This is a genomic window from Halolamina sp. (assembly GCF_036626355.1).
Classification (GTDB): domain Archaea; phylum Halobacteriota; class Halobacteria; order Halobacteriales; family Haloferacaceae; genus Halolamina.
Window position 1 is genome coordinate 1 of the sequence record NZ_JAZKRY010000003.1, and the last position, 16,323, is coordinate 16,323.

General features: G+C 65.7%; 15 protein-coding genes. 6 read left to right on the forward strand and 9 right to left on the reverse strand.

Annotated elements, in window-relative coordinates; genetic code table 11:
* Window positions 1-90 precede the first annotated feature (90 nt).
* The 5 genes from V5A38_RS00745 to V5A38_RS00765 form a co-directional block, all read right to left on the reverse strand.
* Window positions 91-1,443: an oligopeptide/dipeptide ABC transporter ATP-binding protein gene (locus tag V5A38_RS00745; protein WP_332323828.1), complete on the reverse strand. Its 1,353-nt coding sequence runs from the start codon at window positions 1,441-1,443 to the stop codon at window positions 91-93.
* Window positions 1,440-2,450, reverse strand: a complete 1,011-nt coding sequence (locus V5A38_RS00750; RefSeq protein ID WP_332323829.1) for an ABC transporter ATP-binding protein — start codon at window positions 2,448-2,450, stop codon at window positions 1,440-1,442. Before V5A38_RS00750 ends, V5A38_RS00745 begins: the two co-directional genes overlap by 4 nt.
* Complete coding sequence (locus V5A38_RS00755; RefSeq protein ID WP_332323830.1) at window positions 2,450-3,889, reverse strand: ABC transporter permease; 1,440 nt, start codon at window positions 3,887-3,889, stop codon at window positions 2,450-2,452. The genes V5A38_RS00750 and V5A38_RS00755 overlap by 1 nt, the downstream gene beginning before the upstream one ends.
* Window position 3,890: 1 nt before the next feature.
* The gene (locus tag V5A38_RS00760; protein WP_332323831.1) at window positions 3,891-4,937 is read right to left on the reverse strand and encodes an ABC transporter permease; all 1,047 of its coding nucleotides are present in this window, start codon (window positions 4,935-4,937) and stop codon (window positions 3,891-3,893) included.
* 86 nt (window positions 4,938-5,023) lie between these two features.
* Window positions 5,024-7,180 carry an ABC transporter substrate-binding protein gene (locus V5A38_RS00765; protein WP_332323832.1) on the reverse strand — a complete coding sequence of 719 codons (2,157 nt, stop codon included), beginning with the start codon at window positions 7,178-7,180 and terminating at the stop codon, window positions 5,024-5,026.
* Between the two features lie 403 nt (window positions 7,181-7,583).
* Between V5A38_RS00765 and V5A38_RS00770 the strand changes: the two genes are divergently transcribed.
* From V5A38_RS00770 to V5A38_RS00780, 3 genes are all read left to right on the forward strand, one after another.
* Window positions 7,584-8,552, forward strand: coding sequence for a metallophosphoesterase (locus V5A38_RS00770; protein ID WP_332323833.1), 969 nt, complete (start codon window positions 7,584-7,586; stop codon window positions 8,550-8,552).
* Complete coding sequence (locus V5A38_RS00775) at window positions 8,542-9,525, forward strand: carbohydrate kinase family protein (protein WP_332323834.1); 984 nt, start codon at window positions 8,542-8,544, stop codon at window positions 9,523-9,525. Before V5A38_RS00770 ends, V5A38_RS00775 begins: the two co-directional genes overlap by 11 nt.
* A gap of 94 nt (window positions 9,526-9,619) precedes the next feature.
* Window positions 9,620-10,264, forward strand: coding sequence for a VOC family protein (locus V5A38_RS00780; protein WP_332323835.1), 645 nt, complete (start codon window positions 9,620-9,622; stop codon window positions 10,262-10,264).
* A gap of 107 nt (window positions 10,265-10,371) precedes the next feature.
* Here the strand turns inward: V5A38_RS00780 and V5A38_RS00785 are convergent, their stop codons facing one another.
* From V5A38_RS00785 to V5A38_RS00795, 3 genes are all read right to left on the reverse strand, one after another.
* Entirely contained in the window at window positions 10,372-10,767 is a 396-nt protein-coding gene (locus tag V5A38_RS00785) for a universal stress protein (protein WP_332323836.1), read from the reverse strand.
* A gap of 297 nt (window positions 10,768-11,064) precedes the next feature.
* A complete protein-coding gene (locus V5A38_RS00790) occupies window positions 11,065-11,886 on the reverse strand; it encodes a BtpA/SgcQ family protein (protein WP_332323837.1) in 822 nt (273 codons plus the stop codon).
* 148 nt (window positions 11,887-12,034) lie between these two features.
* On the reverse strand, window positions 12,035-12,943 hold the full coding sequence (locus tag V5A38_RS00795) for a hypothetical protein (protein ID WP_332323838.1): 909 nt from the start codon (window positions 12,941-12,943) through the stop codon (window positions 12,035-12,037).
* Between the two features lie 108 nt (window positions 12,944-13,051).
* Between V5A38_RS00795 and V5A38_RS00800 the strand changes: the two genes are divergently transcribed.
* Both V5A38_RS00800 and V5A38_RS00805 read left to right on the forward strand, forming a co-directional pair.
* Entirely contained in the window at window positions 13,052-13,480 is a 429-nt protein-coding gene (locus tag V5A38_RS00800) for a hypothetical protein (RefSeq protein WP_332323839.1), read from the forward strand.
* Window positions 13,480-13,653 carry a hypothetical protein gene (locus tag V5A38_RS00805; protein ID WP_332323840.1) on the forward strand — a complete coding sequence of 58 codons (174 nt, stop codon included), beginning with the start codon at window positions 13,480-13,482 and terminating at the stop codon, window positions 13,651-13,653. Before V5A38_RS00800 ends, V5A38_RS00805 begins: the two co-directional genes overlap by 1 nt.
* 203 nt (window positions 13,654-13,856) lie before the next feature.
* On the opposite strand, the gene V5A38_RS00810 is transcribed toward V5A38_RS00805, so the two are convergent.
* Window positions 13,857-14,696 carry an MBL fold metallo-hydrolase gene (locus V5A38_RS00810; protein WP_332323841.1) on the reverse strand — a complete coding sequence of 280 codons (840 nt, stop codon included), beginning with the start codon at window positions 14,694-14,696 and terminating at the stop codon, window positions 13,857-13,859.
* A 310-nt stretch (window positions 14,697-15,006) separates the two neighbouring features.
* Here V5A38_RS00810 and V5A38_RS00815 point away from each other — a divergent pair, with 310 nt between their 5' ends.
* The gene (locus tag V5A38_RS00815) at window positions 15,007-16,062 is read left to right on the forward strand and encodes a DNA glycosylase (protein ID WP_332323842.1); all 1,056 of its coding nucleotides are present in this window, start codon (window positions 15,007-15,009) and stop codon (window positions 16,060-16,062) included.
* Window positions 16,063-16,323 lie beyond the last annotated feature (261 nt).

Sequence of the window (16,323 nt, forward strand, 5' to 3'; positions counted from 1 at the left end):
GGGTCATCGACGGTGTCGAAAGCCGCCGGGTCAGGGGCTCCCATCACCGACACGGCTGGTCACGGCGGGACAGACTCGCAGTAATCACTATCAGTCGTCGCCGGCCGCTTCGGTCGCCCCGCCGTCGTCGCCGCTCCGGTACCGCCGCTCGATGACGACTCCCGGGGGCTCGTACTCCTCACCGTGGCGGAGACAGCGGCTCTCGCGGTCCTCACTGACTGCGTTCGACTTGGGATGCTCCTCGCTACAGACGCTACCGAACGCCTCGTGGATTCGCTCGCCGGCGGCCTCGTCATCACCGTCACGAGCCAGTTCCGCGGCCTCCTGGACGACCGTCGCCTCGACCTCGTCCATCGGCAGGTCGACGGTTCCGTCGTCGCCGACGGCGGTGCCGTCGAAGAGGCTGACCAGGAGCTCATCGACGGTTTCGGAGTCCTCGATCCCCAGCCGCTTGCGTAGCTCGTCCAGCAGGTCGAACTCCGCGTTGGCCCGCGCACGGAACACGGAGTAGAGCTCGTCGACGGCCTCCCACTGCTGGCCGGTGAGACTGTACTCGTCGGGGCGGATCTTCGCCGGACAGCGCGTGGAGAAGCGGCAGCCACTCGGTGGGTCGCGCGGGCTCGGCGGCGTCCCGCGCAGCGTGATGCGTTTGCCCGTGTCGGCGATGGAGCCCGGAATGGCCGAGAGCAGCGACTCGGTGTAGGGGTGGGCGGGGTCAGTGAACACCGCCTCGGTCTTCCCGAGCTCCATCACCTCGCCCAGATACATCACCGCGGTGCGGTCGGCGATATGCCGAACCACGCTCAGGTCGTGGGCGATGAACAGGTAGGTGAGCCCGAGCTCCTCCTGCAGTTCCTCGAGCAGGTTGATGATCCGGGCCTGGACGCTCACATCGAGCGCGGACACCGGTTCGTCGAGGACGAGGAACTCGGGTTCGAGCGCGAGCGCGCGGGCGATACCGATACGCTGGCTCTGGCCGCCGGAGAACTGGTGGGGGTAGCGGAAGTAATGCTCCTCCTGGAGTCCGACTTTCTCGAGCAGGTCGTGGACCCGATCACGCCGTTCCTGCGGCGTCTTCCAGTCGTGGGCGTCCAGGGGCTCGCGGACGATCTCGCCGACGGTCATCCGATCGTTGAGACTGGAGTCGGGATCCTGGAACACCATCTGGGCGTCGCGCTGCCACTCCCGGAGCTCCTTCCCGGAGATGCTGCTCACGTCACGGCCGTCCGACATCACCCGCCCCTCGGTCGCCGTCTCCAGGTTCAGGATGGTGCGACCCAGCGTGGTTTTCCCGCAGCCGGACTCGCCAACCAGCCCGAGCGTCTCGCCCTCGCGGATCTCGAAGCTGACGCCGTCGACGGCTTTCACGGGGTCGCCCCCGAGGAAGCCGCCGGCGTCGTAGTACTTTTTCAGGTTCTTGACCTCGAGATACGGCTCGCTCATCGTTCGTCACCTCCGACGACGGCGTCGATGCCACCCGCTGGCGGCTCCTCGGGGAACCGCTCGTCGTAGAGCAGGCAGGCGGCCCCGTGGTCCTCGCTGACGTTGATCCGTTCCGGATGGACCTGGTTGCAGTCAGCGAACGCGTACGCACAGCGCGGGGCGAACCGACAGGAGTCGGGCTCGCTCGTCGCCGTCGGCACCTCCCCCTCGATCGTGGGGAGCCGGTCGCCGTTGACGGTCCGGCCGGGGATGCTCGCGAGTAGGCCACGGGTGTAGGGGTGCCGGGGGTTCTCGAACAGCTTGTCGACGGGTGCGGTCTCGATGAGCTCGCCGGCGTACATGACGCTCACCCGGTCGGCCGTCTCCTCGATGACGCCCATGTCGTGGGTGATAAACAGCACCGCGAGATCCTCCTCGCGCTGGAGCTCGTCCAGCAGGTCGAGAATCTGGGCCTGGATGGTCACGTCGAGCGCCGTCGTCGGCTCGTCGCAGACGAGGAGATCCGGGTCGCAGGCGAGCGCGATAGCGATGACCGCACGCTGGCGCATCCCACCGCTGAACTGGTGGGGGTACTCGTCGACCCGCCGTGCGGCGTCGGGAATCCCGACGTCCTTGAGCAGCGAGATGGCCTCGTCCGTCGCTGCCTTCCCCCGGAGGTTCTGGTGGATTCGTAGCGCCTCCTCGATCTGGTTCCCGACCGTGTACACCGGGTTCATCGAGTTGATCGGGTCCTGGAAGACGATGGAGAGGTCGCCACGGGCCTGCTCCCAGCCGACTTCCGCGAGGTCGTCGCCGCGGAACCGCATCGCCTCCGCCTCGACGATGCCGGGCTCGTCGACCAGGCCGAGCACGGAGCGAGCGGTGACCGATTTCCCCGAGCCGGACTCGCCGACCAGCCCCAGCGTCTCGCCGCGTTCGATCTCGAAGGAGACGCCGTCGACGGCGCGGATGGTCTCCTTCTCGGTGTGGAACGTCGTGTGCAGCTCCTCGACTTCGAGCAGCGCCATCAGGCACCACCTCCGCGGCTGCCGGCCTCGCCGGCAGCGCTGTCGGATTCGGGGTCGATGGCGTCGCGGATGCCGTCACCGAGCGCGTTGAAGCCGGTGACAACCAGTGTGATGAGGATTCCCGGAATCAGGGAGATGTGCCACGACGCGGTGTCGACGTAGTCCTGCCCGGCGTTGACCGCCCGGCCCCACTCGGGGGTTGGTGGGTCGACGCCGAGGCCGAGGAACGACAGCCCGGCGATGGCGATTATCGCCCCGCCCAGCGTCATCGAGCCGTAGATGAGCAGATAGCCCGTGATGTAGGGGAGCATGTGTTTCCGCATGATGCTCCCCGGGGTCTGGCCGAAGCTCTTGGCCGCGTCGACCCACTCGCGCTCGGACACCTGGAGCGCGGGCCCGCGCAGCGAGCGCCAGAGGTAGGGCCAGCCCGTCCCGGCGAAGATGAGCGCGAGTACGAACGCCCCTGAGTAGAGCTTCCCGATCCACGTGCCCGCAAGCACCACTGTCAGCATGATGAGTAGGAGGAGTTGGGGCATCCCCATCACGGAGTCGGAGACGAGCACGAGACCCAGGTCGACGGCGCCCTTGTAGTAGGCGGAGATCAGCGCGAGCGACACGGCGACACCCGCTGAGAGCCCCACCGAGAGCAGGCCGATGATGAGCGAGATGCGCGAGCCCGCAGCGATGAACGTAAAGAGGTCTTTCCCGCCGGGTAACGTCCCGAACGGATGGAACCGGCCGAAGTCGTCGTACTCCATCGGTCCGACGTTCGAGCCCTCGGAGCCGACCGACTGGGCCCCGATGTTCGCAGCGCCGACGGTCGTCTCCTGGACGGAGTCGCCGTCCCAGTACTCGAGCGTGTGCCCGTAGGGGTCCTGCAGGTTCCGGTCGACGGTCGTCGGCCCGAGCGCGGGCGCGAAGATCGCCATCGTGACGAACATGAAGACGACGACGAAGCCGAAGATCCCCCATTTGTGTCCCCGGAGCCGATCGACGACGTCGTCGCGGGGGGTCCAGTCGGCGGCCCGGTAGTAGACCCGGTACCAGTCGTACGCCACCCACACCCAATAGGTGCAGGCGGCCGCGTAGAGGTAGATGAGTGTCACGCGGACTCCCCACGCAACCGCGGGCGCGAGGCCGAGGAACGTGCCCTGGTAGCCGCTCCCGTCGAAGTAGCCCTGGTTAGGGATCGTTTCGCGGGAGAGTAGCGTCGGGATTCCGGAGACGGCGTCGACGAACGCCACGAAGATACCGGCGTCGTAATCGCCGGGAACTGCCTGCACGAAGTCGACCAGCAGCGTCCCGGGGAACCGGAGCAGCGCACCGAGCTCCAGCAGCAGGAGGAACACCGCCACGCCGGCCCACAGCAGCGCCGGTTGGGGGTACTCCGCGATGCGCGTGCGAAGTGTCGTCGAGCGGGTTTGCGTTCTGGTCGCCATCTTACTTCTCCTCGTAGCCGACGCGCGGGTCGATAATCGTGTATAGGATGTCCTGTGCGATGTTGATAGTGAGCATGAGTACGATGAAAACGAACATCAGCGTCCCGACCAGCGGGAGGTCGCCCTGGATGGCGGCCTTGAAGAAGAGGAAGCCGATGCCCTGAATCCCGAACACCGACTCCACGAGGACCGAGCCGCCGATGAGCAGGAACGCCTCGCTGGTGATGACCGGGACGAGCGGCACCAGCGCGTTCCGCAGAACGTGTTTCCAGACGATCATCCGGTCGGAGACGCCTTTCGCACGCGCGAGGTCGATGTACTTCTCGTTTTTCGTCTCCAGCACGGCCGTGCGGCCGATGCGCATCTCGTTGCCCATCGACGCCGAGCCGAGCACGATGGCCGGGGGGATGATCTTCTTGATGGCCGCCAACGTGTTGCCGGGTTCGGTGAACAGCGCCCACGGCTTGCCGTCCATATAGCTGAGCTGGGGGTTGCCAGTGATGCCGGAGTCGAGCGGGATAAGGGCCGTGTCCCAGTCGACGCCGAACATCGCTTCGGAGCTAACGAGGAGGGACAGCAGGATGACCGCGAGCCAGAAGTTCGGCATCGCCCGCCAGACGATGCCCGACACCGAGGCGATGTAGTCCGCGAGCGTGTTCGAGTGGAGCCCCGCGTAGAACCCCAATGGGACGCCGATGAAGACGGCGATGATCACTGACCAGAACCCGAGCCACACCGTCCGGGGCAGGAAGTCCATGATGAGGGCGTTGACGTTCGAGCCCGGGTAGAGGAGCCACGTCTGGCCCAGATCGAGCATGAACAGACTCGACATCCAGTCGAGGTAATGTTCCAACGGCGGCTGATTGAGCCCGAGTTGGGTCTCGGCGGCCTCGACCTTCTCGGGGTCCTGGGTCTGTGACTGACTCAGAACGTACGCTGCGGGGTTGATCGGTCCTTGATAGATGATGAACCACGTCACGCTGGTGCCGAGCCAGAGCACGGGGAACGACATCAGCAGACGTTTACCGAGGTAGTTGAATCGGCTCATTGGGTGTGTTGTGGTGGGTTCGAGGCTTGCCGGGGCGACGGGAAGAATTTTCGCAAGGAGTTCGACGGGGAGCGGACGAAACGGCGTTAGTCGTCGCGCTCGATAGTGACCGTGTTGAACGTCTGGTTCTCCATCGTTCCCGCCATGCGGACGTTGACCTCAGGGTTCCAGAGCCGCTGGGTGGTGCCGTACACCGTCGGCATCTCCTGTACCGTCTCCCAGTTGACCTCCTCGATTGTGTAGTAGCCGATGTTCCGCTGTTGCTGGTTCTCCTCGCCCGCACCCGTGTGGGGCTCGTAGTGCTCCGCCCACGCGTTATCGGCGACCGGCATCAGGTCGTCGAAGCCGGCGCCGATGGCCGTCGGCGTGGAAGAGGAGTAGCCTGCTGAGTCGATGATATCCGCGAACTCGTCGGCGGTGATGTCCTCGATGAACACCGCGGCCGTCCCCTGCCCGTCGGTGTCATCCGAGGGAGACACGGAGACGTGACCGGAGTCGACGTTATCGGGCATCTCCGCGACGAGATCCTCCTCGACCGTCTCGGGGTCGTTGCCGTTGAAGTCGACGTCCGGCGCCTCGACTCGGTGGGTCCAGCGCGTGAACATGAACGCCGGGTTCTCGTACGGCGGAATGAAGCGGAGGAAGTTGTCCGATTCGGGCCACTCCATCCCGTCGCCCAGCGAGAACATGTCCATGTTCCCGTTGATCGCCTGGGTGATGATGGTCCCGAAGTCCGCCTTCGTGATGTCGACGTTGATGTAGGCCGTCTCCGCCTTGTTGCGGAGGCGCTTGGAGATGCGGTCCCAGTCGCTACTGCCGGAGAAGACCGTGAACTCCACGTCGTAGCGGTTGTCCGGGCCGTAGCCGGCCTCCTCCATGACCGCCTTGGCGTCCTCGATGCGCGTCTCGCCGACGCCGTACATCCAGCCGTCGGACGCGAAGTCGAGCTGGTTGTTCTCGCCGTCCTGATAGTGCGCTTCGTAGCTCTCGGTCGGCGACATGTCGCCGTCGTTCATGTAGACCGGCGGCGGCGTGAGGGAGTAGGCCGGTTCGGCCATCCCCTTGTAGATGTCTTCCGCGATGGCGTGCTGATTGGTGAGGTAGGCGAACGCTTTCCGGACGGGTTTGGGGGTCCGGGCGGTGTTGAACACGATGTAGTCCGTGTCCAGTGCCGTGGCCTCCCCGTAGTTGACCGTGGACCCGTTGTCGAGTTCGTAGGTACCGGCCCTGTAGCTCCCGCGGTCACGCTCGATGTTCAGATTGTCGGGGTTGATCTGGGCTGTCGGCGGCCCCTCGAGGATGTCGAGGTTGCCGTTGACGAACCGGCTGTACCGCGTGTTGGCCTTGCCGATGACGGTGAACGTGATCCCGTCGATGTAGGGGCCCTCGCCGTGGTAGTCCTCGAACATCGAGAGTTCGATGGTGTCGCCCTTCGACCAGGAGTCGACCTTGAACGGGCCGGTTGCGGCGAAGAACGGACCGTCGCCTTTCGTCGAAAAGAACTCGTTGTAGTCGTACTCGCCCTCGTACATCAGGCCGTCGAGGCCGTGGTCCTGGTAGTCCTTCGGATAGGCGACCGAGTTCTCCGGGTAGATGGCGAACGCGCCGCCCGCGATCTGGGAGATTGAGGCGTGGAACGCAGCCGCCAGCGTGACCTCCAAGGTGTAGTCGTCGACGGCCTCCATTTCGAGGCTGTCGGGGACGTAGTTGGTGACGGACTCACCGGTGTTGCCCTCGTGGGCGATGGTGAACGTCCCACCGACGATGTCGTCGGCGTTCTGGGTCTCCTCGGCGCCGGCGAGGCGCTCCCAGGAGTAGATCACGTCGTCCGCGGTCAGCTCGTCGCCGTTGTGGAACGTCACGCCCTCCTTCAGGTCGAACGTGTACGTCAGACCGTCGTCGGAGATGGAGTAGTCCGTCGCGAGCGACGGCTCGGGCGGCAGGTCGCCGTTGGGGAACTCCATCAGCGACTCCGCGTACTGGTTGTACCCCGCGCCCGACCCTTTCGCGTTGGCGGGGTCGAGCGTCTGAACCGGCCCCTCCGAGGCCATCTGCAAGGTTCCGCCGGTGAAGGTCTTCTCTTCGGTCGGGGTCGCTGTCGCCGTCTCGGACGACATCGGTGTGTCGGACTCCGTCTCTGTCGATTGTTCGTCCGGTGCATTACCGCCACAGCCGGCAAGCGCCGCTGCAAGACCGGTGCCTGCCGCCGTCAAGAACGACCGCCGAGTACTCTCCTCGGGCATCGTTCTGAGACGAAAACCGACGATGTATATACCTTACTCTCCGGATATGTTTTCTCCGCGCTATCGAGGAATCAAAATACGATGTCTGGGGATGGCTCCTGAGAGATATATAGCGTAATCGGCTCTGAGGTGTCGGTTCTGTGATTTTGGCGGCGATTCCGCCCCGCCGGATTCTGCCGGGCTTACAGCCGGGAACCGGCCGGAATCTCTGACCCTTTTTACGGGTGACGGTCCGAACACTCTGTTGTTGGTTCGGCTATCGAGGGGGAGCTATTCTCCTCAGAGATGGGCGGCACTAACGAGTGGACACGTTCTGTCGTTCGAAACCCGGCCCGGCGACGAGCCGTTACTGGCGCGACACGTGTTCCGTGGACTTATGCCCGCGGTCGGCCCAGCAGTCCCCATGGCCGAACCTGTCGACCACAGCGGGAGCCCGCCCGGGAGCCTCATGGCCGATCTCGAGCGTCCACGGAGCAAGGAGCCAACCCGTATCGCTGTCGTCGCCGACCCCCACGTCTCTACCCGATCGGCGGGGACCTCGAAACTGTTCGACTACACCGAGGCGCATCTCCAGAACGCCGTCGCCGATATCAACGAGCGGAACGTGGAGTACACGCTCTGTGTCGGGGATATCACCAAGGACGGCGAGCGCTGGAACTTCGACGCCGCCGACGAGATTCTCGCCGACCTCGACTCGCCGTTCCGCTCCATTCCGGGCAACCACGACGTCCCAAAGGAGGGCGACGACCACGAGCCCCTCCCTCTCTCGGAGTTCGTGGAGCGGTACACCCCTGACGGTGACGGCTTCCCGTTCCACGAGCGCGTGGGCGGTGTCGATATCGTCGGGCTCAACAGCGCAGGCGGCCACGACTGGCTCACCGACTCCCACGACGGGCTGGTCCCCGACGAACAGTTGGACTGGCTCGAGGAGACCCTGCCGGAGCTTGCGTCGCCGCTGATCGCGGTCCATCACAACCTGCCGACGATGTCGGACCAGCTCCTCGAACATCAGGAGACCAACGAGCCCGAGATGGCGATCCCACCCGTCCTGCGCAACCCCGACCGGTTCGTCGCCACGCTTTCGGAACACGGCGTCCCGCTGATCGTGACGGGCCATCTCCACCTCCCCTCCGCGACGATCGAGCAGGGGGTCCGGGAGCTGATGACGCCGACGACCTGTTCGTTCCCACAGTCGTACCTGCTGCTCGACGTCACCAGTGAGGGGACCGAAGCCCGACTGGTGCCGGTCACTGACCACGCCGGCATGATGCGTGGCCACCGCGAACGTAGCCAGGACTCCGTCACCGGGAAGGGGCTCACGGCCATGGCGGCGGTTCGACTGGCCCAGTTCCCGCTTGTCGATGAGTCCTGAGCCGGATTCGACGCATGCCGACACAACCGCCGGGAGCGACGGCCACGAACTCGTCGCCGTCGGCGCTGCCACCGTCGACCGCACCTACGAGGTAACGAACCTCCCGGAGCCAGACGGCGGGGCGTTCGCCCACTCCGTCTCGGACTCCTTCGGCGGGGTCGGTGCCAACGTCGCCACCGGTGCAGCCCGCCTGGGCCGCGCGGCTGGGCTGTTGGCCCGCCTCGGCGAGGACGGGTTTGGTGACCGCGTGGAGGCCGATCTCGACGCCGGTCCCCTGGATACGAGTCTGGTACGGCGCCGTCCTGGGACCACAACCCACTGCATCATCCCGCGCGGGCCGGCGGGCGACCGCATGATTATCACTGCCGGCGACTCGACAACGCGACTGCGACTCGACGAGGATGACCGCACGGCGCTCAGAGCCGCGGACGCCGTCTTCGCGACCGCGTACGTCCCTGACCCGGTGACGACGGAGCTGATAGCGCTCGCGGAGGAGCCCGACGGGCCCGCATTCGTGTTTGATCTCTCCGGCCCGGTAGCGGAGCTGAAAGACCGCGGTACCGAGCGCGAAACGATCGACCGGGCCGTTCGCGCGGCCGACCTGTTCGTCGTCGGCGAACTGGCCGCCGAGTCCTATCTCGACCGGCCGGCAACGATGGCCGTCGACGCCCTCCGGGAACGGGGCTGTCGCCGCGGCGCCGTCACCTTCGGCGAGGCCGGCTCGACAGTGTTCGACGGCGAGGAAACGACTGCAATCGATGCCTTCGACGTCGACGTCGTGGACACCACCGGGGCCGGCGACGCGTTCGTCGCAGCGCTCATCGACCGCTGGCTGCTCGGCGAGGCCGACCCCGCGATGGCCGGCGAGTTCGCCGCCGCGGCAGCAGCGCTGAACTGCTCGGCCCAGGGTGCCCGTGGCGGGTTGGCCGACAGGGAGACTGTCCGGGCATTCCTCAGTGAGCACGGTCGGTAGGGTCTCGCGGCCGCCCCCCGTAACCCTCGTGTCACGGGGTATCGGTCATGTCGGGGAACGGATTTACGTCCGTGACTCGAAACTCGAAACACCCATGGCCGAAAACCCATCCCCCACACAGGCAGACGAAAGCGATATTCCGATCTCCGCCGAGACACCCGAGAGCCCCGTTGGCGTCACCGGTGTCGACCACATCACCCTCATCGGCAGTAACGAGGAGGATACCGTGCAGTTCTACCGGGACGTGCTCGGGATGCCGCTGGTGCTGCGCCAGCCCAACCTCGACGCACCGGATGTGACTCACCTGTTCTTCGATGCCGGCGATGGCCGCATCATCACGTTCTTCGTGAGCGAGGACCGGGACTCCGACCCCCGGCCCGGCCGCAGCGGCATCGGCGACGTTCACCACCTCGCGTTCAGCATCGACGGCGAGCGCATGGCGGAGATCGCCGAGGCCCTGGAGGCCGAAGGGATGAGCTACAACGAGTTCGACCGCGGCGCGTTCCACTCGCTCTACACCCGTGACCACAACGGGCTGGTGATCGAACTCGCCGCAGACAAGTTCGAGATTCCGGACGACCGGCGCGGCGAGGTGCTCGCCCGCGCCCACGCCAACCGCGTCCACGCGGGTGCGGAGTACGTGAAAGACGAGCATATGAAGGCCGGGCTGCAGGAGCTCGACCTCCCCATCAACGAGATCGAGATTCCCAGCGCGCCTTCGGGCACCGGCGGGCTGTGAGCGGGAACGCCGCGCCGGAGCTCTGAACGAGTAGCGAAGGGGCGCTCGCTGCTGAATCAGTTACAACGATTCGGAGAGCGTATCGCGGACGCCTGGCCGGACGTGGGCTACGGGATGATGGTTGCTGGCACGTCAGTCGCTCGGAGCACTGTCTCGGCGGCACTGCCGAGAATAATCCGACCGACGCGGCCCGTTCCGTGGTGACCCATCACCACGTGGTCGTGTCCTTCTTCGTCGACAATCTGAAGGATGTCCTTCCCGACACGGTTGGCGTACCCGGGGGTAGACATACTGAGGTTCGTTTCGACCTGGGGGACGGTTTCGACCCCCGCATCCGCGAGTTTCTCCTTGGCGCGGTCGATTACGTCGTTGGTCCCCTCCCCTTCGAAGTCCGTGATGTGGATCACGTGGAGCGTCGCCTCGTAGCGTTCGGCGAACTCGATGGCGAACTCCAGTGCTCTGAAACTACACTCCGACCCGTCGATGGGTGCAAGAACATCCATGGTGAACAGGTTACAGTACCCAGATAATGAACCTTGGTCCACGTTCCAGGACGTGGGAAGACCGCGAAACAGCTGTCCCACCCTCGTCGAGGTCGAGCTGGACTGGCGGGATTGCTGCTCGATGATCGGCTTCTGAGGGCTGCTCGGCCGCACCGCTTACAAGAGCTTATCAGCGAGGACGGGACCATGGCCTCCGATGCACTGAGAACAGTCCCTGAGCGCACAGCGGGTGCGCGGCCACGCGCTCGGGGGTCGAACCGGCCGCCTGTTCGCGAGGCTTGCCAGCCGCGGCGGCGCTCAGTCCTGTCGGACCGCGTCGGCGGCCTCCACAAGCTCCCGGGTTCGCACCTCGCTCACCGGGTCACCCGAGGCGTCCCCCGCCTTGAGCGCCGTGCCGACGATGACGCCGTCGGCGATCTGGAGGATCTCCCCGACCGTGTCGGCTGTGACGCCGCTGCCCACGAACAGCGGGACGTCAAGGCCGAACTCCTCGCGGCGGTCGGCGGCCTGCTGGAGCTCCTTCCCATCGACGGCGTGCCCGGTCCCCATCCCGGAGACCACTGTCGCGTCAGCTAGCCCCCGCTCGACGTTGTCGGCGAAGGATTCGGCGGTGAAATCCTCGGCGGCGATCGGCGCGGAGTGTTTCACGTCGTGGTCGGCGAACACGTTCACGTCGACGCCGAGCCGGTCGCGCTCGCGCATCGTCTGGTAGGCCTGTCCTTCGATGACCCCCTGGTCCGCCACGCGAGCGCCAGTGTGGATGTTGACGCGCATGAACTCGGCGCCGACGGCCTGCGCGACGGCGAGGTCGGCCATCGCGTCGTTCCGGAGGATGTTGATCCCGACCGGGAGCGCCACCTCGTCGACGACCGCACCGGCCGCCTGTGTCATCGAGGCGACGACGTGTTTGGGTACGTCGTCGGGGTAGAACGGTGCGTCGCCGAAGTTCTCGACCATCACGGCATCGACACCACCGTCCTCGAGCGCGCGCGCGTCTTCACGGGCGTTCTCGATGATGGCCTCGCGGTCGCCGTCGAACTGCGGTGCGCCGGGGAGCGGGTCGAGATGGACCATCCCGACGAGAGGCTGGCTCCGGCCGAACGTCGCTTCGAGGTTCATATCTTGCGCTCGGGTGCCCCCGGCTAATGCGTGACGAAACGTGGGCCGCGAGGAGTGGCGACGCTTTCAGGCTGGCCTGATACCGGCGCGCGGTACGTCGCCAGACCGATCCCTGTCGCCCGCGCGGTCTCTCTATTTTCGGTCCGCGTTACTCGGCCCAGAGTTCGGTCTGTTCTCTGAGGTCGTCACCGGAGATGGTGGCCCGGATGCGCTCGATCTCCTCGTCGACCTCCGCGGAGTTCTCCAACAGCACCGTCTCGCTGGGGAACAGCTGTTCACCCAGTATCAATCCGTGTTCGCGAGCGGTGGTCCCGGTGACGGTGAGGTAGATGCCGAGCCCCGCTTCGGCGATAGCCGCTTCTTCCTCCTCCTCCTCGTCGGGGTAGGCGAACTCCAGCCCGTCGATGGCCTCAGTGCCGAGCACCGCCTCTACCAGCCGTTCGTAGCGTGGTGAGATACAGAGCGCCCCCACGTACTCCCGGAGGAACTCTCGGTCGAGTTCCGTCCCGGCGGGCACCGTTTCGGGCGCGCCGAGCAGCGTGTGATACACCGTATCGCCCAGGCCGGTGACGACCCGGACGTCAGACTCCATCGGGTCGATGCGCTCGTTCACGGCGTCGAGGTCGGCCACCCCTTCAGGTGCCAGGGCGACCACTTCCTCGAGCACGAGGTCCGCAGCGTCGAACCCGAGCGCGAACTCGTGGGTTCGCAGCGCGCGGAACGGCTCTTCGCGGCCCACCAGATGAACCGGTTTCCCATCGAGGCGCAACTGCAGGCTGTCGAAGACGATACGGCGTGGTTTCCCCGGACGATCGTCACGGAGCAGTGTGTACTCGGGGCCACTGGAGAGCTCCGAGTACTCCGCCAGCCGCTCGTAGCTGTCGGCCTCGGTGCGCTGTTCGCCTTTCGTGATGGCTTTCTCGTACCGCAGCACCGAGGTCACGTTATCGACGAGCGACTCGGCGTCGGGCTCGTCGGCGATGGTCGCTACCCGCTCTAACACCGCCTCCAAGGGGCGGCCTTTGCGGGGTACCGCGATGGGAACCGGTTCGGTCATTACCCCAGAAACGAGGCCCGCCGGAAAAGCCGTTGCGGAACCAGACGCCGCTGGCCGGGAGTGTCTACCGACCACAATCCCTTCGTGTGGTGCGTACGCAGACGTCTCATGGACTCCGCCTTCGAACCCAGGGGACGGATGTCAGCTGCAGGCCAGTCAGCGTCCGAGGAGCTCGTCGACCTGGTACTGAGCGGTATCGCCGTCACCCTCCTGCTGGTCGTGCCGGTGTACATCCTCGACCCGGTGGTCAGGGCGCTGGTGTTATTCGAGGTGGTCATCATCGTCGGCCTCGGAATATTGGGCCGCCATCGCTACGGCAACCGGCTGATAGATGTGGATATGCCCGTCGAGGGGGGCGTCGGGACCACCATCATCTCCGGCATCGGGACACAGGACGTAGAGAAGGGGATGGACGAACAGCAGCGCAAGGAGTTGGGCTTCGGCCCCGACGAAGTAGAGCGATTCTCCGGCGTCAGCGACGACGAGGCTCACGCGGATGACAGCGAGGAGGAACGCGAGGGGCGGGGCGGCCGATAATGGTGCTCTCGAACACCCTGCTCCTCGTCGGTGTGGTGCTCGCCCTGGCGGGCGCCGGGAGCGTTCTGTTCGACGCCACCCACGCCCACGGGAGCCGACGCTTCGTCGGTTATCTGGTCGCGCTCCTGCTGTCCCTCGCCGGTGTCGGGTTGCTGCTCGCGACGACGCTCTGACTCACTCGAACTCGACGCGGTAAGCCTGATAAGCCGTCCAGTTACGCTCTCGAAACCCGGATGGAGCCCCACACGCTCCATCGGCAACGAGTCGGGAATGCGGTCGACGATCTTCGCGACCGCGCTCAATATCCAGATACAGAAACGGGTGTCACCGGACTCTGCCAACTCCGAAACGGCCTCTGGGAGTCTCGAGAGCGTCTTCAGGCCGACAGGTCGACCCGATCGCCGATTTCGACCAGTTCGAGCTGGTGGGGGTGCTCGAAGGAAGCTGTGTGTTTGTGCAGCGCGGTCGGGTCACCCGTCAGCCCTTTCCACATGTCCCAGTGACTCGGGAGCAAGCGGTCCAACTGCAGAGCGTTTGCAGCCTCGATGACCCGGGACTCGTCGCTGTACCAGCGGGTGTATTTCGGTTCCCGCGTCTCCTTGTCGGGAATCATTCCGGCCGTGCCGAACGCGAGTATGCCGAGGTCGATATCGAACTCCCGGCCCAGCGCGCTGAAGGAGTCGGTGGGCCGGGAATCCCCGGGATGGAACACTGTTCCGGCCTCGTGTTCGAAGACGTAGCCCACCGGATGCTCGGCGTCGGGATCGTTCACCTCGACGACGTGGACGGTGAACTCGCCGATATCCAGCACAGTCCCTTCGGCGACCTCCCGGAACTGCGCTGTATCGAGGTCCCAGCGGTCCTCCCACGCCTGGGTTTCGCGTGCGGCTGCCATCGACGCGTCGGGCGCGATGAACTCCGCACCGGTCGTTTCGAGTATCGGCGCCTGTGACTCGCCGTGGACGTGGTCGCTGTGTTCGTGGGTGGCGAACACTGCATCGGCCTCGTCGACGTCTTCGGGATTGAACGGCACCGGAATCATCCGGACCGTCCGGGGCGGATCACCCGTCCCGAGATACGGGTCGACGAACAGCGTCGTCCCGTCGCTCCCTTTCAGTACGAATCCGTTACAGCCCAGATACCAGATGGCGACACCGGCCGGCTTCGCCGCCTCGACGGCCCGTGGCAGCCAATCGCCCCAATCGCTCGTGGTCATGCTCGGCTCTGGGGCGCCCCCCTGCATAGCGGTTGTGGAGCCTCCCGAAGATACTCAACGGTGGAGTGTGTTATTCGATGACATGCAGTCTTCCATCCGGCCAACGGCTGCGTTCGCGGAGATGACGTACGCGATGCGGAGCGTCAGCTCGAATCCAGTCACCGACGGCGGGGTGCCGGAGCTGTTCGACGGCTAACCCTGCCGGCGCGGGTCCGACCCGACTCCAGGAGGTCACGCACGATTATCGCTTTCCGGGCCCTGATTGGACAGTATCGAAACCCCGAAGCGCCCGCTCCACCTGAATCCGATAATGGAGTCCGGACACCTCGATATTGCGGATTTGGACGGTCCCCTCGACCTGCAGTCCACACTCGAAAGCGGCCAGACGTATCTCTGGGAGCGCGCTGACGGCGAGGACTACACCGAGCTCGCAGCCCACGGCGGCGATGGCTGGTACGAGACAGTCCTCCCGGCGTCACCGGGTCTCGCCCGGTTGCCAGACCGCCACTCGCTGTCGACAGAGCTGACCCAACGCCCGACAGTGCTCCGTGTGCGGCAGACCGGCAGCGTCGACGACGGCCGGCTGGAGTGGGAGGCCGGCGGCGTCGACGTCGACGAGGAGGGGCCCAACGAGCCAACCGAACCCGCGGACGGCGAAGCGCTGCTTACCCATCTCCTTCGGCTCGATGATGACCTGAACGCTATCTATGACGCTACGGACCACGAGCCGCTGATCGAGCAAGCCATCGAGCGGTACCGTGGGATGCGGGTCGTTCGGGACCCGCCGTTCCCCTGCCTGGTTTCGTTCATCTGTTCGGCACAGATGCGGGTTGCTCGCATCCACGGGATGCAGCGCTCGCTCCGGGAGAGCTGCGGCACGCCGGTCAGCCTCGGCGACCGAACGCTCCACGCCTTCCCGACGCCGGAGGCGCTGGCGGACTGTACGGAGGCCGACCTCCGAGAGCTCGGTCTCGGCTACCGCGCGCCGTACGTCCAGCGCACCGCCGAGATGGTCGCCGAGGGGGAGGACGACCCCGCGGACGCCGGCGGGAAACCCTATGAGGAGGCCAGAGCGCATCTCACCCGTTTCGTCGGGGTCGGGGACAAGGTGGCCGACTGCGTGCTGCTGTTCTCGCTGGGCTATCTACAGGCCAACCCGCTCGACACCTGGATTCAGACAGCTATCGAGGAGTACTTTTCGGACTGCGCGGGCGGAAACTACGACGAGACCTCGCGTGCGCTCCGGAAGCGCCTGGGCGGTGGCCTCCCGGAGACCGACGAGGTGTTCGGCGAGAGCGGCGCCGAGGCCTACGCGGGCTACGCACAGACGTACGTCTTCCACTTGTTACGAAGCGATAGAAGCTGAGACGCCAGCCCCCGCTGCGTTCTCGAACGGGAGGAGCGCCACACGAGCCCCGACGGTGGCTACCGCCAAACCGGGCTCCCGGTGCTGGCCGACACCGTCTATGAAGCGATCTGAGAACGGCCCCATTCCATACTGGATCCCCCTCGTCCATCGTCCCGTAGAGCTTCGAGGCGACGACCAGTGAATCACGGTCGTCCTCCGAGATCACGCCGCCGATGACCGATTCGCTCCCGCCATCCCGGGAGGTGTTGGCCGTCTCGA